The sequence below is a fragment of the Methanoculleus sp. DTU007 genome, from assembly GCF_001512385.1.
GTDB classification, from domain to species: Archaea; Halobacteriota; Methanomicrobia; order Methanomicrobiales; family Methanoculleaceae; genus Methanoculleus; species Methanoculleus thermophilus.
Genome location: NZ_LFRO01000066.1, coordinates 1 through 21,048 on the forward strand (window position 1 = coordinate 1; position 21,048 = coordinate 21,048).

A 21,048-nucleotide genomic window follows, 5' to 3' on the forward strand; every position below is an offset into this window, starting at 1 on the left:
GTCCGGTGCAGTGAACGGCCAGGGATAGTAAAAGACCAGGTTCGCAAGGAACCCGGCGAAAGCAGCGCTGATGATGAGCCATGTCCACCGGATCCCCCGCCACCGCGCGTACTGCGGCCGATATGCATCGACCAGCACCGCCATTGCGATGGGAAGAAGCGACCAGAGGAATACGATGGCCAGTCTGAACTGATCGCCAAAGAGCCCGAAGAACCAGAGCGCGGGAAGCGAGAGGACCGGGAGCATCATTGTGTAGCCGAGGAGGTTATGGTGGGACTGCATGTAAGGTCCCGGCGTCCCGTTCAGGAATGTGCCGTACTTTCCCTCGTTCACGATGATCTGGTGCCCCTCACCGAGCTGATGGAGCTGGTTGACTGTGATCCACTCGTCATTCAGGAAGAGCGCCGGGTTTGAGAACGTCATGGCAAAGAAGAGCGCAAAGAGGAAGATGAGCACCGATATAAGATTCCTATTCAGGAAACAGGATATCGGACCCTGCTCTGGAGGACTTTGATTGTTACTCTCCTGACCCTGCTGAATCTCTTTTATTGACTTCTGTCGTTTTGGACTCATTGTAACCGCCCGGATAATGCATACGAGGAGTTAATCTATTGTTTAGTACCTTAGAGTCCGTTAATTTTAATATCTTCGTAAGTATTCTCTGTTCCAAATTCGAAATGTATATTATCTCAAGGTGTAACATGCTGGATTCAGCCTCTCCCAAAACTCTGGCACCGCTGGAGTCCACCCCGGTCGTCGAGCGACCCGGGGTGAGGGAGACTCCTGTTCTTGATGCCCGGCCATATCCTTTCGCCATGCTGGCATCAAAATTACCATGCCCGATTGAGCGAACATTTTTCATCGATTGGATGCCATATGCACTGCATCTTCAAACGGTGTGATTTCTGCCGGCCCCGGGGAGGCAAGAAGCGAACCATTGCGCGTCGTCAACTGCTCCTGGTTGCGGATGGGCGCCAGACCCGGGAGGCCGGCTTCAGGTTCAACAAGAACCAAAAAAGATTCGTATCCATTCATCTCGTGGAGATCCTTGAGAGACTGTGGCCAGACCTCCCTTTGTATTGCCATTTTCGTGACGCTTTAACAGCAACAGGCTCTACAGAACAAACGGAAGATGCAAAAGAGCCAGGAAATCGTCTCTCGATATAAGAAAATCTTATATGGTATAACATAGATATAATCTGATACTATGGTGGGGGTAGATCAGGCTCAGATTGATAAGATACTCTCCGGCGCCTCCTCGGAGGATCCGGAAGCCCGCCTTGACAACGTCGAGAGGGAACTGGATTTCGTCAAGACCTCGATCAAACGGCTGCTCATCGATCTCCGGGAGCGGATGAACGATCTGGACAACCCGTTCACGAGTGCTGCCGCATCATACTCCATGAACCGGTTTGGACTATCGGATGCCTCCAGTGATGCCGAGGATGAGGATTCATTACAGGACGATACAACCGAGGATATGGCCGGTAAGGAGGTTGACTCTGGAGAGCAAACTCCTGGTCTGGATGATGACCTCTTCCCGGCGGATCTTGTGACAACATCTCTCCCCGGAGGCAGCACTGCCCTTTCTTTGCAGCAGAAGCCTGCAGGAAAACTCAAACTCCAGAAGGTCCACCGGCTCTTTGCCTGGGTGCGCCAGGGCTGCAGCAAATACGGGCATGAACACATGTCGATCATGATCGACGCCTATCGGTCGATGGGCTACATTAACGAGGACATCTCCGATCAGATCAGGGAGATCATGCGGATGGTGCCCGAGACCCGGAGAGACGTGCAGGAGATCGGACCGAATGAGTTCGTCTCGGAACTCTACGTCTTGAACCGGATCCTGGATCCCGAGGATGCGACGCTGGATCGGGACATGATCGAAGTGATGCTCTCTCACCGCCGCCAGGAGGAGTCTGGTTCTGGAACGTCCTCTCGCGAGCGGGATGTCGGCGATACCTGGATAGATCTGCTAGATAGGATATGATGGATGTCGAGTGAAACCTTCACCACAGCGATGTTCCTCATCGCTGCCATCATCTCGGCCGGGGTTCTTATCAACGCAATCTTCCCCGTGATATATACCCTCTCAGGCACGATCACGTCGTCGTCCCATAATGTGGACGAGCGGTTGAGTACGGACGTGAGGATCGTCACGACGTATGCCAGTGGCGGGAATGATACCGCCAGGGTCTGGATAAAGAACGTCGGCACGGCCCGGATCTCTGAGGGCAACATCCAGCTGGCTGATGTCTTCATAGGCACCCCGGGGAACTTTATCCTGCTTGGCCTGGCCCCGTCGGGAACGCATACTTGGACGTACACGATTCACGAGGTGACCACGAACAACTGCTGGGATCCCGGGGAAACGCTCTGTATCGACATAACCAGCGACAAGATCCCTAGTAAAGGAGAGGCTGTTTACTTCCAGTTTGTCCTTCCATCAGGGCTCTCCCGGTCGATCACGTTTACCGCGGGTGATTAACCATGAGTGCAGGCCCCCTCGTTGCATCCGCAACGGGTATCGCCCTCCTGGTCGTCACAGCCTACGTCCTGATCGGCGGCACCCTCACCACAACCGAGGTGATGGTCGAGGCGCAGAGCAACCTTGTCGCTTACCAGGAGGCCCGTATGCGGACGGCAATCGAGATCCAGGAGACGGTGATCGACAACCAGACCCTATACGTCAAGGTGAAGAACACCGGAAGCGAGTCTATCGTGGACTTTCCCTCCATCGACGTCTACCTCCAGGTTGAGGGCGAACCGGTCTACGTCCCCTACGGCACCGATCTCAACCACTGGAGCAAGGTAAGCATCGAACCCGACGGTGTCCACCCGGGCCAGATCGATCCCGGCGAGACCCTGACCATCTCTATCACATATGCGGTAGGTGTTACTCCTCCTACATGGGTCCAGGTCGTCACTCCGAATGGCGTCACCGGTTCGGCATACATAAACTCAGGTGAATAACAGATGAACACGAGCGTAGACGCAAACAGCAATACCCTCGAGAAGCCCGACATCCTCTCGACCGGAAACTCCGAACTCGACAAGAAGATCGCCGACGGCCTCCCGCTCCAATCGCTCACCCTCGTCGAGGGTGAGAACGACACGGGAAAGAGCGTGCTTACCCAGCAGATCATCTGGGGTGCCTTAAAGCAGGGGTTCAACGTCGATCTATTCTCGACCGAGAACACGAGCAAGAGTTTCCTCTCCCAGATGGAGTCGATGAGTCTCGATATCTCCGACTACTTTGCCTGGGGCTACCTTCGGGTCTTTCCCATGCACGTTGTGGGTTTCGAGTGGACAAAGGAGAAGATGCAGGGAACGCTCGAGCGGATGATCGCCTACATGGAGCAGAGCAGAGCAGAGGTGATCGTCATCGACTCGCTCACCCTCTTCACCGAGTACGCGACGCAGGACACGGTCCTCACGTTCTTTACCAACTGCAAGAACCTCGTGGACCACGGGAAGACCATCTTGATCACCCTGCATACCTACGCCTTCGTTGAAGACTCTCTTGTCCGGATCCGATCGATCTGCGATGCGCACCTCTTCATGAAGAAGGCACTCGTCGGAGGCAAGTATGTTATGATGCTTGAGGTCGTCAAGGTCCGCGGTGCACGAAAGACTACAGGAAACATCATCAGTTTCGAAGTTCATCCCGGGTACGGCATGAAGATCATCCCGGTCTCGGTCGCGAAGGTGTGAAGCATGGGATCGGCGTTGGAAGCAACGGTAACCCTCCCCTTCGAGCCTGAGTTCATCGATGAGGGGAATGATTGCTACAACAACGTGGAGTCCTGCGCGCTTTACCGAATGCTCCCGGCAAACGCCCGGGATTACGTTAAGGAGAGTCCCCATCTTCTTGAGTATCTCCACATCCTGCCGGTCAACACCGTCGGGATCCCTCTCTTCCTCTCGGAACTGAAAAAAGACTTGCGTTCGATTGAGAACCCGAACATCATTTACCCGGTGAATGAGACGACGTTCATCCACATCTTCCCGGACCCGGATGACGTCCGAAACTGGTATATCCCGATCGAGCCGTCGTTTCTCCATTCCGTCGAGGCAATCCTCCCGGTGATCGAGGAGAAACTAATCGATATGATCGATGCTCTTGACGAAGAGCCGGTGACCGAGAAAGCGCGTATTGAGGTGCTCAAGAACTTCATCCGGCAACTTGTGTACATCCAGCAGCCAGGCGAGGTGATCGACCCATCCCTGCTCGCTGGCGCCGAACCAAAAGACTTTAAGACCCGGATCAAGAACTTCCTCACCAGCGATATCGGTGCGTCGCCAAAGCCGCCGCGGGTCTCCTCCGACCGTCTCGAGCTTGCCGACGGAAGGCTGGTCCTCTCGCCGCAGGAGTATAAGGCGCTCGAATACCTGATCATCCGCGACAAGATCGAGATGGGAACACTCAAACCGTTCCTCTCCGACTCCTACATCGAAGATATCACCTGCGACGGCGTCGGCCCGATCTTTATCGAGCACAAGATCTTCAAGGGCTTGAAGTCTGTCGTCGGGTTCCGGGACTCAGCGGAGCTCGATGCTTTTGTCATCAAACTCGCCGAGCGGATCAAGCGGCCGCTGACGTACAGAAACCCCATCGTGGATGCGACCCTCCCTGACGGCTCACGTATCAACATCGTTTACGGGACCGAGATCAGCAAGCACGGGAGCAACTTCACCATTCGTAAAGTGAACGAGGTTCCCCTGAGTATCCTGCAGGTCATCGAGAGCGGGGCATGCAACTACATGATGGCTGCCTACCTCTGGATCTGCCTTGAGTTCGGAATGTCGCTGTTTGTCTCCGGAGAGACGGCGAGCGGCAAGACAACGACCTTAAACGCGCTTACGACCTTCCTCCCGCCAGAGAGTAAGATCGTTTCCATTGAGGATACCCCGGAACTGACGGTCCCTCACCGTAACTGGACCCGCGAGGTCGCGAAGGCCAAGGGGAAGGGTGAAGGTGAAGGCGCGGATGTCACAATGTTCGACCTCCTGAAATCCGCCCTCCGTCAGCGTCCGAACCGGATCCTGGTCGGTGAGATTCGTGGTGTGGAAGGCTCCGTCGCTTTCTCTGCGATGCAGACCGGTCACCCTGTGATGAGCACCTTCCACGCCGCATCGGTTGAGAAACTGATCCAGCGTCTCTGTGGTGATCCGATCAATATTCCGAAGACTTATGTCGACAACTTAAATCTGGTCATCATACAGAGCGCTGTAAAACGCCCCGATGGCGAAACCGTCCGAAGGATGCTCAGCATCAACGAGCTCGTCGGTTATGACCCTGAAACCCAGGGGTTCTCCTTCATGGCGGCGTTCATCTGGGACCCTGCAACCGATACCTTTACCTTCACCGGGAAAGGGAGCAGTTACCTCCTCGAGAATAAGATCGCAACGATGCTTGGTATCCCCGAGAATCGGCGGGCCGATATCTATGATGAAGTCGATAAACGTGCGAGAATTCTTGAGCGGCTTCACAAAGCAGGGTACACCCAGTTCTGGGACCTCTTCCACATGACCACGAAGATCAGGAAGCAAGGACTGCTTAACATAGAGGTGTAGTATTGTTTGAGGATATGGCCGAGCGGTTGCGAACCGCAAACCAGGGAAAGATGCCGTTTGAGGAGCAGGTTGAAGCCCTCTACAATATCCGGGACTATATCCTCGAGAAGAAGAAGATGGAGCAGGACCTGCTCCTCATGTACACCTACATGGCTGCGATCACCACGGCTTCCGTAACCCGGCCTGAAATCTTCCAGTACACCTCCGAGCGGTTTGAATACATTCCCTCGCGCTACATCGCAAAAGTACAGCGTCTGGTTGCTGGATGGGGGCACAGTTATGCCAGCGGGCTTCGGGCGATCGCTGATAGGTGCCGGAACGAAACCCTCCAGAGCATGCTCCATCGGTACGCCAACGCTATTGACTCCGGCGTTCCGGATGATGATTTCATCGGCACGGAATTATCAAGCATCCGGAGCATCTACCGCAACACGTTTGAGCAGGGGATTGAACTCCTGAAGAAATGGGGTGACGCCTACATCGCGATGCTCCTCTCCACCGCCCTTGTTGCCATCATCCTCATGATATCGGTGGCTATTTACGCTCCCGAAGGAATAGACGCGACCCTGAACACATCCTACTTTATTATTCTCGTGATATCGGTCTTCGGCCTTACAATCATGTATCGGGCTGTCCCCGATGATCCCCGCACGCACGGGCTTGCCGAGATCTGCTCAAAGGAGCAGGAGATCATCAGGAGACTGGAGCGGTTGGTCGTCCCGATTACCGCAGCAATCGCACTTGTGCTCATTCTTCTCGGCGTCAACGCGGGTATCATCTTCCTGCTTGTCGGCCTGCTCCTGATGCCTCTCGGGATTATCGGCTATATCGACGATGTGAACGTCATCAATCGGGACAACGATTTTGCCACGTTCATCCGGAGTCTCGGCTCGGTGATGGAAGGTAAGGGGATCACCACCGCTGACGCGCTCCAGGAAGTGGACCGAAAATCGCTTCCCTACCTTGAACCGTTCATCGACTCGGTTGCGTCGAAGTTAAACCTCGGACTCGATGAAGCCGGAAGCTGGAGGAAGTTCATCGGCGAGACCGGCAGTTACCTGATCTACAAGTACATGAACATCTTCCGCGATGCCGTCACCCTCGGCGGATCCCCGGACCAGATCGGGAAGATTGTCGGCTCCTCGATGCTCGAGCAGGTGCTGCTCCGGAGGAAGCGCGACATGATGGTGAAAGGATTTGTCGTCCTGCTCGTCCCGATGCACGCGGCGATGATCGGGATCTTCGTCTTCCTCTTTGAGATCCTTCTAACCATGTCCCATGCTGTGGCAGAAGTAATGAATCACTTTGATGAGGCCTCAGCAGCGCTCACGGGTGGGTCATCCACGCTCGGTGGATCCGCGATCGGTTCCTTAAGTATCCTCGTAAATTTCCCGGAAGACACGATGCGAGCCTATGTCGTGGCAATCCTCCTGATGCTGACTGTTGCAAATATGCTTGCAGGAAAGATTGTCATGGGTGGTGACCGCTACCTGTACTACTTCTTTGCAAGTCTGCTCTGTGTGGCCACCGGCATCGTCTACATCGTGGCTCCGATCGTTGTGAGTACATTCTTTACCATTCCGACATTCGTGGGGATTTAGTATGAGAGAAAGTTTACGTCGTCCACTCCTGTTCCTGATCACAGTTGGTACAGGCTCCCTGATCATCATCGCCGATGCCTCCATCGAGGTCATCGTCGCTGGCACCGTACTTGCAGGATTTCTCGCGCTCGTCGCCACCGGGGCGCTCGACCTTGCGGAACTGAGACCGTCGAGGCTGCGCACGGCGCTCCGGGAGCGTAAGGATGACAGCAAACATAGCGAAGCATCTGAGCTTAAGGCAGCCGGTGAAACGGTGGAAAAACCGTCTCTCATTCAGAGGCTCGCGGCCACCGAGATCAATCTGCCCGGCATGCTCGGGACCTTCGTTGCATCGATTCAGGATGCGATCAGACACGCCCGCGCCCCCGAAAGCGAGAAGAAAAGGAAGATTGCGAAGGTCGATGCCATGCTCGATCAGGCTGTCGGCGGGGCAGCCGGGAGCCAACTCGTAGGATCGACCTCAGCGAAAGGCAGCGAGGCAGCGGTCGATCCCCTGGCTTCGCTTGCAGATCTCGATCTCGCTTCCCTGGATGATCTCGATCTCGACGGCGAGACATCCGGCTCCGGAACAGCATTTGAGTCGGAAGGAATCTCTCTCCTCTCTGAAGAAGAGGCAGATGCCGTAGCGGATATCCTCAAGGAAAACCTGAGCGATCTTAGCGACCTCGATCTCACACCCGGCAGCGATCCCTCTGATGGCGCAGGCGGTCTCTCAACCCCCGGCGAGCCTGCCATGGCGCTTCCGCCGGTGGCTGCTGGGGAGGCCCGCGGATTCCCTGCGGGTGATGTACAGGAAATGAACGCGTTGCTCGGCGATGACCTCTCTGAACTTGAGGACGTGAATCTTGATGAGATCGAGGTCGAAGGGGAAGAGCATGAAGAAGTAGTTGAGACACAGGTGCAAAAGGCGCAAGAACCTGTTTCAAACGAAAAAGCGCTCCTTGAGGAACTGCAAGAAGAGTCGGAAGAAGACTTTGATATGGTCTCCTTTGCGTCCGGCGGCGTCGTTGAGGATGATCTGATCACCGAGCTCAAATCTGAGGTGAAGAAGAAAAAGTTCGTGGAGGACCTCAGTCTGGTTCGCGAACTGAAAGGGGAAAAGTTCAACGCGAAAGACCTTGCTGCAGAACTTGAGGATATTCTCGCGGCGATGAAATCATAAACAGTGAAGTCTGCCGCAGACTAATGCTAGAAGGGTGAAAATGAAGTCTGTTCCAATAAAAATCGAGTATGGGGGCAAATGGGTTGCGACAACCATGGGTATCGGAGAGGATCGGATCCGCATCGATGCCCCTCTCAATCGTGAGGTGCCCTACAAGTCCATGGTTGATCTCAGAGAGAAGAAGAACCAGGTGGTGATCACTGCTGGTGCAAATGGGGAAGATGTTTATCAAATTGCATCCGTCGAGAAGGTCCTCACAGTCTTGAAAAAGTTTATCATCATGCAATGCAGCGCCTACCGGTTAAACGCCTTCTTCATGTCCCCCGCAATCCGCGGTGGAGTCCTTGTCCAGGATGCCCGGTGGAATAAGGGAGCGATTGCCGTCATGAAGACCGGCATCTGGTTTGTCAGCCAGGACACTCAGGTCTGCATTCCACTAGATGGGGTGGCCGACATCGAACTCACATCCCGCGAGATCCAGGAGAAGAATCTCGATGTCGTAAAGATCGATCACCTCATTGAGAATGAGGTCGTGACAAGTTTTGTCCTCTGTCCACTGACGACACTTCAGGTTCTCTACAACTTCCTTAAAGAGGCGACGCGTGACTTCGAGGTAAATGAGGAGATCGACCCCCTGATCGGGCAGGTGGCCATGCTGGTCTACAGCGGGATGGATTCGAGTGCTATTGAGAATATGCTCAAACTCTCCCACAAGGACATTGACGCCATCTATGAACAACTCATCAACAAGGGACTCGCCGAAGTACTCTATGTAAGAAAGGAGGTTCAGTTGACGGCGAAAGGGGTAAGATACATCTCTAACGCAATGAAATCACCAACAGGTTAATGAGATTATTTCTTTAAAACGCGAAAGTCTATATACCATTTTTTCCAAATGATCATCAATAAGTGGTGCTTGATGGGGAGAATCCTGATCGTCGATGATACAATGTTTATGCGAACGCTGTTAAAGAACATCCTCTTCTCCGGCGGGCACGATATTGTCGGTGAAGCCGCGGACGGAGCTGAGGCACTTGCTAAGTACCAGGAATTAAAACCCGATCTCGTCACGATGGATATTGTTATGCCGAAAATGAATGGGATCGAGGCGCTCAAGGCCATAAAAGCTGCTGACCCGTCTGCAAAGGTTATTATGTGCACAGCAGTCGGCCAAGAGCAGATGGTCAAACTCGCTGTCAAAAGCGGGGCGAAAGGTTACATCATCAAGCCGTTCCAGGCTCCGAAAGTTCTTGAAGAAGTAAAGAACGTTCTCAGTGCGTGATCATGATTCGGGTTTTGATCGTCGACGACTCACTCTTTATCCGGACGATACTCCGGGATATGCTCAAAGGCAGTCCGGATATAGAGGTCATCGGGACGGCGGTCAATGGTATTGATGCCCTCAAGAAGATATCGGAGCTCGAACCTGACGCCATCACCCTTGATATCGAGATGCCCAGAATGGGTGGTCTTGAGGTGCTCGAAGCACTCCAGGGGATGAGTCCTAGGCCGAAGGTGCTCGTCTTGAGTACGCTGACATCCCGGCAGGCCGAGATGACTCACCGGGCGCTTCGCCTTGGGGCGGACGATTTCATGCTCAAACCGAGAGATATCCAGAACGTCAAAGGGATAGAGAAGGAACTCATCCAGAAGATCCGAAACCTTGTCGTTCTTCCTACGGCCGTAAAGCCTATTGCAACCCGGAGGAATGCCGCCGATACAGTGGTGCTGATAGGTTCTTCGGCCGGGGGACCGCCGATGCTTGACACACTCCTCTCCGCACTCCCGGCTGAGTTGCCTGCGGCAGTCATCGTCACCCAGCATATGCCCGAGGGATTCACTGCATCGCTTGCCGAGCGCCTGAATCGCGTATCGCACCTGCCGGTAAAGGAGACTGAAAACGGGGACACTCTGGAGGCCGGAGTGATCCTGGTCTCGAAGGCGGGCTACCACACTGTGATCTCAGGGGAGTATGCCGGTGCCGGCAGAAAGTACGGACGGGTCGTCCACTCGACCGCTCCTCCCCTCCATGCGGTCCGGCCCGCCGTGGACAAGACTTTCTCCTCAGCGGCGCGCGTTTTTGGTCCACGCACCGTCTCGGTTATCCTCTCGGGGATGGGATGCGACGGCGGCGAAGGGACTCTTGCTGTGAAGACCGCGGGCGGGACCACGATGGTCTGCGCTGAAGAGGACTGTCTCGTATATGGGATGGCACGTTCTGCCCTTGCAAGAAACTGCGTCGACAAGGTGGTTCCACTCAAGAATCTGGCGCATGAGATCGCGAGAACTGTTGTTCGGTTCGGGGTCAACCATGTCTGATGAAGAGGTATACCGGAAGTTATTCGTAGAGGAGTCGCGGGAGAATCATGAGAATATTGTGAGCAACCTCCTTGCTCTTGAGAGCGGAGAAGATCATCAGGCCGCCATCGACGAGATCTTCCGTTCTGCACATACCCTCAAAGGGATGTCCGCGTCGATGGGATTTGATGCGATGGAGCACCTCTGCCACTCGATGGAAGATGTCTTCTCACTCATCCGCAACGGCCAGCAGGAAGTTACCGCAGCTCTCATCGACCTTCTGCTCAACTGCACCGATGTAATCGAGGATATGCTGGACGCTATCGAAGCGGGAGAGCCTCTCTCGGACGAACAGTCTGCGCAACTGGTGCAGGAACTCAGGGCCTTTGCCGAAGATAAGTCCACGGCAGGGCAAGAAGTGTCCAATGAAGCGCCTCCCGTGGAGCAGGCCGGAGGGGCAGATGAGTGTCCAATCTACACTCTCTCGATTGCCGTTGACCCGGCCAGCACCATGAAAGACGTCAAGGCTATGCTGGTTCTGCAGAACCTCGAGGAGATAGGGACAATCGTATCAACTACCCCCTCGCGGGAGCTCATTGAAGATGGGAAGTTCGGTGACTCATTCGAGGTTCAGGTTGCCTGTGAGGCAGGGGAGGATGCGCTCAGAACAGTCGCTTCCGGCACTGAGATCTCACTCCTTTCCCTCACTCAGTCGCCGGCAGGGGGGGTGGTGAAGGAGTCTTCACCCAGCCCTGCGCCCGGTCCTGCACCCAGTCCGGTCCCGGCCCCTCAGGTTAAACCACAAGCAGAGCCTAACGTCAAACCGCAAACAGAATCAGCGCCGCCGCAACATAGGTCTGCAAAGAGCGAGAAAAGCCGCGAGATCAAGAATATTCGTGTCGATATTCAGCGGCTTGACCGCATGATGAACCTCGTTGAGGATCTGGTTATCAACCGCGGACGTCTTGAGCAGATCGCAAGAAAATACAATATCAAAGAGTTTGACGAGGCTCTGAATATGATCGGCCGTTCGGTCTCCGATCTCCAGAACCTCATGATGGGGATCCGCATGATGCCGCTCGAGCGTATTTTCAACCGTTTCCCGAGGGTCGTGCGGGATGTAGCGAATCACGACAAGAAGGAGGTTGAATTCATCATTGAGGGCGGTGAAACCGAACTTGATCGGAGCATTATGGACGGTCTCGCTGATCCGCTCCTGCATCTCATCCGAAACGCGGTAAACCATGGCATTGAAACCCCTGAGATCCGTGAGGCTAATGGAAAATCAAGAACTGGATTGGTCCGGCTGACGGCATACAGGGATAAAGACAACGTCGTCATCGAGGTTGAGGATGACGGAGCCGGTATTGACCCTGAGAAACTCCGAAGGAGGGCTGTGGAAAAAGGACTCATGACATCCGAAGCCGTTTCCGCCGCAACGAGAGATGACCTGATTAATCTGCTCTTTGAGCCCGGTTTCAGTACGGCTGAGACGATCACCGACATCAGCGGCAGGGGTGTTGGGCTTGATGTAGTCAAAAAGACGATCGAATCGCTCAAAGGAACGATCAAAATTGAGTCTGAGTTGGGCAAGGGAACGAAATTCGAGTTGGTGTTGCCCCCGACGATGGCAATCATCGATGTGATGATGGTCCGCATTAACGGGATGCGCTGTGCTATTCCTATCAGCAATGTCGTTGAGGTTGCGCAGATACGGATGGAGGCGATCCACCAGATCGGCAACAGCGAGGCGATCTTGCTCCGTGACCAGATTCTTCCCATATACCGCCTGGAGGATATGTTCGGTCGAGCACCCAAGAGCGATACGCTTGTTGTGTTGCAGAATAACGGTAAGAAATGCTGCATAGTTGTTGATACCGTTGATGGGAAGCAGGAGGTAGTGGTAAAACCGCTCTCCGCGCTTGCGGGCAACTGCCGCGGGATCAGCGGGATCACCATCCCCGGAGATGGCGATGTCGTCCCGGTACTCGATGTAAATACAATGATTTAAGTGAGGCTTTTATGAAACTCGATACAATTCAAAAAGATGCGCTAGCAGAGTTTGGAAACATTGGTGCTGCCCACGCAGCAACAACCCTCTCCCAGATGTTGATGTGCCCTATTGAGATGACGGTGCCGGACGTGCAGGTCGTCGATATCGCCGAGATACACAAGTACGTCAGCAATGAGATATCGGCCATGATCGTCTTCCAGATTCAGGGCGAGGTTGCGGATGGAGGTTATGTCATCGTCAGCATGCCCAAACAGACCATCATCCAGCTGACGAACTTGATGCTCGGCACGGGCGATCCGGATCGTGATATCAACGAGATGGATCGGAGCGCCGCAATCGAGATCGGGAACATCATGATATCGGCATTTCTTGATGCAACCGCAGAACTGCTGGGCATCGTCATGCTGCCATCCCCGCCGGCGCTGGCCATCGATATGGCGCATGCAGCCTTTGAGTCCGTCGTCGCACAGATGGCTGGTGAGGTGAATGATGTCATCATCTTCAACACCATGTTGACGAGCGAGGCACCGCCTGTTTACGGTGGTATCTTCATGCTTCCGAACGTGGATCTCATGCACCAGCTGTCCCTCATGCTTGAGCGCTTGATGGAACCACTCTCATAGCCCATCCTTGGAATAGCATGGATAACAACTTCTTCGCAGAGGGAGAGGGCGTGATCATCGGCCTTGGTGAATACATGGTAGGAAAATGTCCAATGGGGACGATCGGGCTTGGATCCTGCATCGCACTCATCCTGCATGACCAGCGCAGATCCCTTGCGGGACTCGCCCATGTTATGCTCCCCGAGAGCCGCGGAAACACCGACCGTCCCGGTAAGTTTGCAGATACAGCCGCAATCGCCCTCTTTGAAGAGATGGAGGAGTTCGGAAGCACAAAATTCTCGGTCACTGCGAGTATTGTCGGTGGTGCGAGCATGTTTGAGTACTCGGCAAACTTCCTCAACATCGGTGAGCGCAACATTGCTGCAGTGAAAGATAAGCTCCGCGAATTGGGCATTCAGATTGAGCACGAAGAGACCGGTGGAAAGGTCGGGCGATCCGTGTATTACTGGCCGGAAGGGAAGGGTCGCCTCATCATCAAGAGGGCGGATGGCACATGCACCGAGTTCTAATTCTCTCCCTCATTGTTCTATCCCTTCTCGTCCCCGCCTCGTCGGCCCTGTACATCAAAGAGCCTGATTTTTATACCGGTATTGCATCAGCCGGAGTGAAGGACGTAACGAACGGTTTGTATGGCGATGTCATCTTTGCAACCGATTACGGTATCTCTGTATATACGGAAGATGGCACCTGGTACTCTCTCAACCCCAGGCACCCGGGAGAGACGGCGTATGGCTGGCTCACTCCTCTTGACGCTATGGTATCCGCGATCGCCCTGGATGCAGAGGGATGTCTCTGGATCGGGTATCCGAAAGGGTTGCAGTTCGGAGATGAGGCGGGATATCAGGTCATTGATGATCCGGTGCTCCTTAAGAACCGCAACATCAATAGCATAACGCGGTGGGGAGATGAGATGTGGGTCGCCACCGGACGGGCAGGCCTCCTCCGCTACCACGATGGTAACTGGACGTGGTATAAACCGTTCGGGCCCGAAGGCCTCGAGTGCTACACCGTCTTGAGCATGGCGGTCGATGCCGCAAGCGATGCTCTCGTCATCGGGTCCGAGAAGGATGGTATCCAGGTTCTCAAGAACAATTCTGGAGTGATCTCTTTTGAGAGTGTTACCTACCGCGGCGAACCGCTTCGAGGAATATCTGAAGTGCGGGTCAACCCGTTTGGAGGCGTCTATCTCTTCAACCGCACGACGGTCCTTCAGCGCACCCCTGATGGGGAAGTCGTGCCGGTCCTTGACAGCGGGAGCCTGAGCGCGTTCCCCGTCTATATAAACGATATTGCGGCAACGCCGGATGGGATGCTTCTTGTCGCATCCACAAACGGGATCTATGGGTGGGACGGGACGAATGTGACCCTGCATATCACGTCAGGGGACGGGATTCGTTCGAATGCTGTCAAGAAACTCTTCCTCGATGCCGCCGAAAGATGCTGGTTTGTTGTCCCCGGAAACGTGGGTTACATTCCGCTGCCAGCAGGTTTGGCTTCCCTTGACCTCTCTGCCGTTTCGACGCAGACGACGCCTGAAGTACCGGTGACCACCGCCCCTCCCGAAACTCCGCAGGAGACCCCGGCTCCGGAAGTGACGCCCGGAGTGACTCCCGGAGAGTCTCAAGGCGCACTTGAGAGGGTGTGGGCGTCTCTTGGGGGACGGTTGGGGTCAGTGATCGGCCGGTGAGCGAACTGCGAGATCCAGCGGGAAAGATATTTCAATTCTCCTAATGCGGATCTCATGGGCCCCCTCCGGGCCCTGCCGCCAAAACCCCTCAGCCTTCCTGTGCTCGATTCCTTGGGGTACGTGCGACCGGCGTCCTGGCAGCCGGATTCAATGAGGATTGGACCTGTATATCTCTCTGAAAATGAGAAGGGAGTGGAGAAGGAAGCCTTGAAACCCAACCTCAAGACTTCGAGACTTCTGCATAATAGTATTCTCCGGCAGCGACTTGCTCCCGGTCCAGGAACGACCCTGGCTTATTGATCCGCGGTCTCCCGCTCTTGTCACGCCGGAATGTGATCCCGAGCGCCTTGAGGAACCGGTTCATGCCCGGCGCCATATCGAACGGACCGGCAGCCGTGCCGTGGACGCCCGGTTCGCCCTCAAAGACCAGTATCCGGTCGCTGATCATATCGATGACGTAGATGTCGTGGTCGATCACGAGCGTGCTTGCGTCCCGCCCTTCGGCGTGCTTCCTGATCATGCGCGAGATCTTCACGCGCTGCTCCACATCGAGGTGAGCGCTCGGCTCGTCCAAGATGTAGAGGTCGGCATCGCGGGAGAGGCAGATTGCGATCGCGACCCGCTGGAGTTCCCCGCCGGAGAGTGTGTTCACCGGCGCCTGGAGGAGCTGTGAGAGGGAGAGTGGCTCCAGGATCTCGTGCTGATAGTATGATGTGTCAAACTTTGCCGTCGTCCGGCGGAGGACCTCCTCGACGGTTGCATCGGTGTCACCCTTGATATACTGCGGCTTATACGAGATCCGCACCCGGGTATCCATTGCCCCGGTATCGGGCTCGATCACTCCGGCGAGGAGCTGGGCAAACGTGCTCTTCCCGATACCGTTCGCCCCGAGCACTCCGAGAACCTCACCGTTCCGAATCTCTCCGCCGTCGACGGTGAGCGAGAATTGATCAAAGCGCTTTGTCATCGCCGGGAACGCAAACAGCGTCTCCCGGTCCGTGTCGGCTGCGTGGGCCCGGGCTTCAAACGTCACCGCATACTCTCTGAACCTGACGTTCTCCTCGGGAAGGAACCCCTCCAGGTACTGGTTGATACCCACCCGGACGCCTTTGGGATGCGTGATGACACCAAAGACCGCCGGTTCACCATAGGCGATATGCACAGTATCGGCAAGCATATCGAGGATGGCGAGGTCGTGCTCGACGATCACGACCGGCCGCTCCGCGGCGAGTTCCCGGATCAGGTTCGCCGCGGCCATCCGCTGATAGACGTCAAGGTACGGCGTGATCTCATCAAGGAAGTAGAAGTCGGCATCGCGGGCAAGACTGGCGGTGAGCGCGACCCGCTGGAGTTCCCCGCCGGAGAGCGTCTTGATTGACCGGTCGAGAATTGGCCCTAGCGAGAGCCGATCAATGTAATAATCAAGTTTCCCGCGCTCATCGGTGGTTGCGAGGAGGTCACGCACCGACCCGGAGAAGACCTTCGGGATCTGGTCGATATACTGGGGCTTGACCGCGACCTTCACGCTCTTCTGCGAGAGCATCTGGAGGTAGTCGAAGAGTTCGGTCCCCTGGTAGAGGTCGAGGACGTCCTTCCAGGAGGCCTCGGCATCGGTCTTTCCCAGGTTCGGGACGAGCGTTCCTGAGAGGATCTTCACCGATGTGCTCTTGCCGATACCATTGGGCCCGAGGATGCCAGTAACCTTCCCCTCGATGGGGATCGGGAGCCCGTAGAGGGCGAAACCGTTTCTGCCATAGCGGTGCGTCGGTTGGTCAAGTTGCTCGGGGAGGTTGACGATATCGAGCGCCTCAAACGGGCATTTCTTCACGCAGATACCGCACCCGACACAGAGTTCTTCCGATATGGCGGCCTTCTGGTCTTCACCGATGATGACTGTCTCATCGCCGGTTCGGACACGCGGGCAGTAAAGGATGCACTCGGTGCCACACTTGATGGGGTGACACCGATCACGGTGTACAACAGCAATACGCATGGGTGATCACAGAACGGTGGTGGTCAAAAGGATCGTCCAGGTTATGAACCAGAGCGCGAACGTCATGAAGCTCTGGTAGAACCAGTCTTTTCCGGTCAGAGCCATGTAGTCGATCCGGATAAGCATGAAGATGTGCTTCTGAAAGACAACCCCCGCCGCGAGGAGAAGGATACCGATGATGGCGTTTGGCTGGAGTCCGTTCACCGGATCGGGGGTGCCGGAGAGGTAGAACGAGAGCGCTCCGGTAAGTATGCCCATAAAACAGGCTACAAGCGTCCGCTTAATCCGATTTCTGTGCTCGATCTGCTTCTCGGCGCGAGTCCGCGGCCGTGTATTCTCGACCTCTGCTGCTACCACATTCTCGCTCATCGTGACACCAGTCTTACGCCATTCCTGAAAGGGATGTCTCACCTCGGGACGGCGGTCCGGGCAGCACATAGCGGGCTTCCGGCCCCTTCCTGGATTGACGGAATCACTACAATATAGGGTGTTCTCCGGTTATAAAGGTAGGTACCCCTGGCTCTGGGGAAACTGAGGTTCGGCAGATCGAAGGTGTTTGCGGCGGCTTTCCATATGATAGGATAGATTAGAGGTAGTGATGTACAAGATGGCGCGTTCTGGCTGCCAGGGCTCCCATGCTTGGTCGCACAGGAAAGCCTTAGGTGGCCCGAATTTCACTCGATCTTATACCGCAGGATTGCCGCAATACCCCCGAGGGCTTCAAGGCGCTCTCCGGGTTCAAACTCGGTGCTCATCACGACGATCGACGCGCTCATATACTCGGCATCCTTGATGATACGCGTTGCCTCTTCGTCACGGAGCCGGGTGTCGGAGACCAGGATCGTTTCTACCGCACCGTAAGCGACCGCTTTGCCGACTTCGTCAATGCCATAGGCGACAGCACCGTTGGTCGCGATCCGGCGCAGGACCTCATCCATCAGCCTGACTTCGCGTGCAAGGTGAAGGTCGCCGAGGAGCCGCTCGAGAACCCCCTGCCCGATCACCTCCTGGACAGCGCCCCGTCCGACACGCCGTGTCTCGACGGTGGTCATCCGCTCTGCAAGGTCCGGAGCCTGGACTTTTGCATAGTTCACGAATTCGTCTTTCACGAACCCCGGGCCTGCGACGATCAGGGGGCCTGTGACCGCGGCGATAGCCTCAAGCGTCTTCTCAAAGAGCGCCGACCGGGTTCCGGTGTCCGCACCCTTGCTGCTCCCGGCCGTGACGGTCGTTACCCATTCCGGGCCGAACTGCCGCAGACGGTAAACCTGCGCTTCACCCTCCTCGACGCTCACGACATGGACCACACCATATGCAGAGGCGTCGACGGCCCGGCGTATCCGCTCGCAGTCGACGGAACGCCACTGTTTGATGACCGAGATCTCGAAGCCCGCTTCTACGTTTAAGGTGTGGTGTGCGGAGACATCCACCCCGCTCTCGATGACCCCGCTGATGCGGAGACGGTTCGTGTGCTGATGGAACTCCACTTTCTCGACCCGGATTCCCAGTCGCACCGGCCGCTTCTCTATCTTCTCGGGCCGAATTTTATCGCTTGCTCCCTCGACACTCCGGAAGGTCGTCGCAAAGACGAGGTCGCCGGGTCCGACCAGGTGGGAGAGGTGCCAGAGATCGTCAAGCGTCTCTGGAAAGAGACGTATCTCGCCGTACTGCTTTTTTAACTCGCAAACTTCAGCCTTCATGGTTCTACGATATCAGAGCCGCCGGGAGGAATGAATGCGGCGACCGTCTCGGTGTTTAAGGCGGACTTGAGCCCTTTCCACTCTTCCTCCGGGAGTTTCTCTCTGAGTGCCCGGACAACCTTCTTTGCGATATCGTTCGGCTCAAACTGCCCGGGACGAAGTTCTACCCATACTTTCGCGCGTTCTCTGATGGCCGCTGCTGGGCCGCCGATGACGGCGACCTCCGGCGTCATCGCTAGACCGATCGCCACCCCGAGCGGGACGTTCCTGAAGTACTGCCGCTCGCCACGGATGATGAACGCTCCGCGGGCGACGTATTCGCCGGACTCGGCTGTCTTGCTCACCTGGTCGGGGCGGGCGGCATAGACGTCCGCAGTGAAGTGCCCGGCCTTCCAGGCATTGGAGTAGGATGCGGCAAACTGCACGGCCTCGTCCAGGTGTTCGGTCGTGCCTTTCACGATGACGACGCTTCCGCCGTGGACGTCGGCGTGGATGAAGAGATCCCCGCCTTCCATATATTTCTTGACGAGTTCTTCGTTCTGGGAAGCGTCACGGCCACCTATGACAAGGACTCCGTCGCTCGTGGTGAACCAGCGGAACCGGTGGTACCACCGCTTCTTCTGGAGGGCAAGGCTCTGCTTTCGCCGGGGCTTCTCGGGCACCGTACGCTCCATCGCCGCGAGTGCGCCGGCCTTCTTCTTCTTGAACTTCTTTATCTGGTCGTAATAGCGGCCGATGTTCTGCTCGATCGTCTCGTGGACGTAGACCATCACCCGCTCGCCCGATAGTTCGAGGTCCACCGCCGCCTCCGCAGGGTGGACCGCACGGACCATCTTTGCTGTCGGGTTGTTGCCGTTGGATTTGAGGATTCGCTCGATCTCCTGCCAGGATCGGGTCTTGCTCGCTTCATCAAGCGTCGTTATGATCTCGGCAACAGTCGTGTAGTTCTCGTAGAACACCTCCACGATCCGCTCGTAACGTTCGATCTTCTTCTCAAAGCCTTTGATCGCCTCCTCCTGACGGCGGCGGATCACCTCCGCCTGGGAGAGGCGCGGTTTCTCTGTCGCGACCTCCCCCTTCTCGCCTGCAATCTTCGGGTAGAAGGCATCGAGCGCCTCGCTGAAGGTTGTAAACCGCTCGCGAACCTCTTCATTGCCGAGCAGAACCGGCCAGCACCCGGAGGGTGTTATCACCGGCTCCCGGGACTTCTCGACGCTCGTGATCAACCGCTCGAGGGCCTTGCGGACCGTCTCCGCATCCACCTCTTTCGCCGCGGCGTTCTTATCGACGCCCGCGAGTCTGCAGACCTCCTCGGCATACGCGCCGCCGAGCATGCACCCGACGGCAAGAGTCCGGACGATGTCCCGGTCGGACCCGGCGAGCATACTCTCAAACTCAGCAGGGGAGAGTGCCGAGCAGTCCGATCCCTCGAAGGCGTAGACCGCACCCGGGATCACCTCCCGGTTCTTGAACCGGTGGTGCCAGAGGGGTTTGATTATTGTATATCCTTCGTCGCAGAGAACCGTGTTTCCCTCGTCGAAGAGTTCGAATATGAGATGATAGGTCGTGTCGTGTTTCCCGACATCGATACATATCGTGCGCTCGAGTCCGAGCTGGCGGATACCGAGCACTTTCCCGCCATCAAGGTGCTTTCGAAGCAGCATCGCAAAACTCGGCGGGTTCTTTGGCGGGTTGGGGAACTCTGCGGTGAAGTGGGCACGCCGCCCCATCTCGACGAGCAGTTGGTATTTCGCCCGGTCTTCACCGTTCAGCCTGATTCCAAGGGTCATTGCGTCGAACTGGTAGATCTTGCCGACCCAGAGCGGGAGGCGATCGGCAGCCTCCGCTACCAGTGCCCGAAGATCGACCCCGCTCATTCCCTGTAATGTTGCCATTGACTCCAGAATACATTCGGTCCGGTACCTAAAGAAGGGTACGGGCGGGTGATGCAGGTTCTTGGTCCGGCAGGAGACGAACAGGAGGGGCGTGCCAGTAAAATAGTGGGGATAAAGCCCCGTACACTGGACCGTGGGGGTATCACTCTAAGGGGTGGGAACCGGGGGAGTGCGATGGTTCGTAGAGAACCTGAGTTCAAGCAACCGAAGGGTGCGGAGGGGTTTGCTCCCTTCTCGCACCTTGCGGTGCTCACGCTCACTCTCGTTTGCGCCTCGAAACTCTTCGAGTATTTCAAGTTCGCTTCGCTCGCACTTCATACCTGACGGTGCTCGAGTTCCTGTCCCGAAAATGCTTTGCGTTTTCTCAAACCCCGTCCCTTCAGGACAGCTCGAAATGTGTTGATACCCTTATGGCTCCACCTGAAACGGATTCCCACTGGACATCGCATTACAGGGGGGAGGGGATAGGGGAGGGGCTGTCTCTTATACACATCT

General features: G+C 55.9%; 20 protein-coding genes. 15 read left to right on the top strand and 5 right to left on the bottom strand.

Going from position 1 to position 21,048, the window contains the following annotated elements; all coding sequences use genetic code 11:
- Positions 1 to 456, bottom strand: a 456-nt coding sequence (locus ACI94_RS06980; RefSeq protein ID WP_286681254.1) for a hypothetical protein, incomplete at its 3' end; no start/stop codon positions are given.
- Between the two features lie 751 nt (positions 457 to 1,207).
- Here ACI94_RS06980 and ACI94_RS06985 point away from each other — a divergent pair.
- The 14 genes from ACI94_RS06985 to ACI94_RS07050 all read left to right on the top strand — a co-directional run bounded on the left by ACI94_RS06985 (position 1,208) and on the right by ACI94_RS07050 (position 14,965).
- On the top strand, positions 1,208 to 1,993 hold the full coding sequence (locus ACI94_RS06985) for a hypothetical protein (RefSeq protein WP_286681255.1): 786 nt from the start codon (positions 1,208 to 1,210) through the stop codon (positions 1,991 to 1,993).
- A gap of 3 nt (positions 1,994 to 1,996) precedes the next feature.
- The gene (locus ACI94_RS06990; protein WP_066954489.1) at positions 1,997 to 2,491 is read left to right on the top strand and encodes a flagellin; all 495 of its coding nucleotides are present in this window, start codon (positions 1,997 to 1,999) and stop codon (positions 2,489 to 2,491) included.
- A 2-nt stretch (positions 2,492 to 2,493) separates the two neighbouring features.
- A complete protein-coding gene (locus ACI94_RS06995; RefSeq protein ID WP_286681256.1) occupies positions 2,494 to 2,976 on the top strand; it encodes a flagellar protein FlaF in 483 nt (160 codons plus the stop codon).
- Positions 2,977 to 2,979: 3 nt separating this feature from the next.
- Positions 2,980 to 3,717 (top strand): ATPase domain-containing protein, encoded by a 738-nt coding sequence (locus ACI94_RS07000; RefSeq protein ID WP_286681257.1) that lies wholly within the window; start codon positions 2,980 to 2,982, stop codon positions 3,715 to 3,717.
- A gap of 3 nt (positions 3,718 to 3,720) precedes the next feature.
- Positions 3,721 to 5,580, top strand: a complete 1,860-nt coding sequence (locus ACI94_RS07005) for a type II/IV secretion system ATPase subunit (protein ID WP_286681258.1) — start codon at positions 3,721 to 3,723, stop codon at positions 5,578 to 5,580.
- Between the two features lie 2 nt (positions 5,581 to 5,582).
- Positions 5,583 to 7,181 carry an archaellar assembly protein FlaJ gene (flaJ, locus tag ACI94_RS07010; RefSeq protein ID WP_286681259.1) on the top strand — a complete coding sequence of 533 codons (1,599 nt, stop codon included), beginning with the start codon at positions 5,583 to 5,585 and terminating at the stop codon, positions 7,179 to 7,181.
- Position 7,182: 1 nt separating this feature from the next.
- Positions 7,183 to 8,343, top strand: a complete 1,161-nt coding sequence (locus ACI94_RS07015) for a hypothetical protein (protein WP_066954504.1) — start codon at positions 7,183 to 7,185, stop codon at positions 8,341 to 8,343.
- A 40-nt stretch (positions 8,344 to 8,383) separates the two neighbouring features.
- Positions 8,384 to 9,190 (top strand): CheF family chemotaxis protein, encoded by an 807-nt coding sequence (locus tag ACI94_RS07020; RefSeq protein WP_286681260.1) that lies wholly within the window; start codon positions 8,384 to 8,386, stop codon positions 9,188 to 9,190.
- A 72-nt stretch (positions 9,191 to 9,262) separates the two neighbouring features.
- Positions 9,263 to 9,625, top strand: a complete 363-nt coding sequence (locus ACI94_RS07025) for a response regulator (RefSeq protein WP_066954717.1) — start codon at positions 9,263 to 9,265, stop codon at positions 9,623 to 9,625.
- A gap of 2 nt (positions 9,626 to 9,627) precedes the next feature.
- The gene (gene cheB / locus ACI94_RS07030; protein WP_066954720.1) at positions 9,628 to 10,662 is read left to right on the top strand and encodes a chemotaxis-specific protein-glutamate methyltransferase CheB; all 1,035 of its coding nucleotides are present in this window, start codon (positions 9,628 to 9,630) and stop codon (positions 10,660 to 10,662) included.
- Entirely contained in the window at positions 10,655 to 12,652 is a 1,998-nt protein-coding gene (locus ACI94_RS07035; protein ID WP_286681261.1) for a chemotaxis protein CheA, read from the top strand. The genes cheB and ACI94_RS07035 overlap by 8 nt, the downstream gene beginning before the upstream one ends.
- 11 nt (positions 12,653 to 12,663) lie before the next feature.
- Positions 12,664 to 13,278, top strand: a complete 615-nt coding sequence (locus ACI94_RS07040; protein WP_066954513.1) for a chemotaxis protein CheC — start codon at positions 12,664 to 12,666, stop codon at positions 13,276 to 13,278.
- Between the two features lie 17 nt (positions 13,279 to 13,295).
- On the top strand, positions 13,296 to 13,787 hold the full coding sequence (locus ACI94_RS07045) for a chemotaxis protein CheD (RefSeq protein WP_286681262.1): 492 nt from the start codon (positions 13,296 to 13,298) through the stop codon (positions 13,785 to 13,787).
- A complete protein-coding gene (locus tag ACI94_RS07050) occupies positions 13,772 to 14,965 on the top strand; it encodes a hypothetical protein (protein WP_286681263.1) in 1,194 nt (397 codons plus the stop codon). The genes ACI94_RS07045 and ACI94_RS07050 overlap by 16 nt, the downstream gene beginning before the upstream one ends.
- A 220-nt stretch (positions 14,966 to 15,185) precedes the next feature.
- Here the strand turns inward: ACI94_RS07050 and ACI94_RS07055 are convergent, their stop codons facing one another.
- From ACI94_RS07055 to rqcH, 4 genes are all read right to left on the bottom strand, one after another.
- Positions 15,186 to 16,958: a ribosome biogenesis/translation initiation ATPase RLI gene (locus ACI94_RS07055; RefSeq protein WP_286681264.1), complete on the bottom strand. Its 1,773-nt coding sequence runs from the start codon at positions 16,956 to 16,958 to the stop codon at positions 15,186 to 15,188.
- 6 nt (positions 16,959 to 16,964) lie between these two features.
- Positions 16,965 to 17,327, bottom strand: a complete 363-nt coding sequence (locus ACI94_RS07060) for a hypothetical protein (RefSeq protein WP_066954526.1) — start codon at positions 17,325 to 17,327, stop codon at positions 16,965 to 16,967.
- Positions 17,328 to 17,632: 305 nt separating this feature from the next.
- Positions 17,633 to 18,658: an mRNA surveillance protein pelota gene (locus ACI94_RS07065; protein ID WP_066954529.1), complete on the bottom strand. Its 1,026-nt coding sequence runs from the start codon at positions 18,656 to 18,658 to the stop codon at positions 17,633 to 17,635.
- Complete coding sequence (rqcH, locus tag ACI94_RS07070; protein WP_066954532.1) at positions 18,655 to 20,553, bottom strand: ribosome rescue protein RqcH; 1,899 nt, start codon at positions 20,551 to 20,553, stop codon at positions 18,655 to 18,657. Before rqcH ends, ACI94_RS07065 begins: the two co-directional genes overlap by 4 nt.
- Positions 20,554 to 20,727: 174 nt before the next feature.
- Between rqcH and ACI94_RS07075 the strand changes: the two genes are divergently transcribed.
- Entirely contained in the window at positions 20,728 to 20,877 is a 150-nt protein-coding gene (locus ACI94_RS07075) for a hypothetical protein (RefSeq protein ID WP_161937559.1), read from the top strand.
- Positions 20,878 to 21,048 lie beyond the last annotated feature (171 nt).

What these genes read in the sequence shown, in the direction of transcription:
- ACI94_RS06985 (WP_286681255.1), top strand. Translation starts at nt 1,208, where the DNA reads ATGGTGGGGGTAGATCAGGCTCAGATTGATAAGATACTCTCCGGCGCC.
- ACI94_RS06990 (WP_066954489.1), top strand. Translation starts at nt 1,997, where the DNA reads ATGTCGAGTGAAACCTTCACCACAGCGATGTTCCTCATCGCTGCCATC.
- ACI94_RS06995 (WP_286681256.1), top strand. Translation starts at nt 2,494, where the DNA reads ATGAGTGCAGGCCCCCTCGTTGCATCCGCAACGGGTATCGCCCTCCTG.
- ACI94_RS07000 (WP_286681257.1), top strand. Translation starts at nt 2,980, where the DNA reads ATGAACACGAGCGTAGACGCAAACAGCAATACCCTCGAGAAGCCCGAC.
- ACI94_RS07005 (WP_286681258.1), top strand. Translation starts at nt 3,721, where the DNA reads ATGGGATCGGCGTTGGAAGCAACGGTAACCCTCCCCTTCGAGCCTGAG.
- ACI94_RS07015 (WP_066954504.1), top strand. Translation starts at nt 7,183, where the DNA reads ATGAGAGAAAGTTTACGTCGTCCACTCCTGTTCCTGATCACAGTTGGT.
- ACI94_RS07020 (WP_286681260.1), top strand. Translation starts at nt 8,384, where the DNA reads ATGAAGTCTGTTCCAATAAAAATCGAGTATGGGGGCAAATGGGTTGCG.
- ACI94_RS07025 (WP_066954717.1), top strand. Translation starts at nt 9,263, where the DNA reads ATGGGGAGAATCCTGATCGTCGATGATACAATGTTTATGCGAACGCTG.
- cheB (WP_066954720.1), top strand. Translation starts at nt 9,628, where the DNA reads ATGATTCGGGTTTTGATCGTCGACGACTCACTCTTTATCCGGACGATA.
- ACI94_RS07035 (WP_286681261.1), top strand. Translation starts at nt 10,655, where the DNA reads ATGTCTGATGAAGAGGTATACCGGAAGTTATTCGTAGAGGAGTCGCGG.
- ACI94_RS07040 (WP_066954513.1), top strand. Translation starts at nt 12,664, where the DNA reads ATGAAACTCGATACAATTCAAAAAGATGCGCTAGCAGAGTTTGGAAAC.
- ACI94_RS07045 (WP_286681262.1), top strand. Translation starts at nt 13,296, where the DNA reads ATGGATAACAACTTCTTCGCAGAGGGAGAGGGCGTGATCATCGGCCTT.
- ACI94_RS07050 (WP_286681263.1), top strand. Translation starts at nt 13,772, where the DNA reads ATGCACCGAGTTCTAATTCTCTCCCTCATTGTTCTATCCCTTCTCGTC.
- ACI94_RS07055 (WP_286681264.1), bottom strand. Translation starts at nt 16,958, where the DNA reads ATGCGTATTGCTGTTGTACACCGTGATCGGTGTCACCCCATCAAGTGT.
- ACI94_RS07060 (WP_066954526.1), bottom strand. Translation starts at nt 17,327, where the DNA reads ATGAGCGAGAATGTGGTAGCAGCAGAGGTCGAGAATACACGGCCGCGG.
- ACI94_RS07065 (WP_066954529.1), bottom strand. Translation starts at nt 18,658, where the DNA reads ATGAAGGCTGAAGTTTGCGAGTTAAAAAAGCAGTACGGCGAGATACGT.
- rqcH (WP_066954532.1), bottom strand. Translation starts at nt 20,553, where the DNA reads ATGGCAACATTACAGGGAATGAGCGGGGTCGATCTTCGGGCACTGGTA.
- ACI94_RS07075 (WP_161937559.1), top strand. Translation starts at nt 20,728, where the DNA reads ATGGTTCGTAGAGAACCTGAGTTCAAGCAACCGAAGGGTGCGGAGGGG.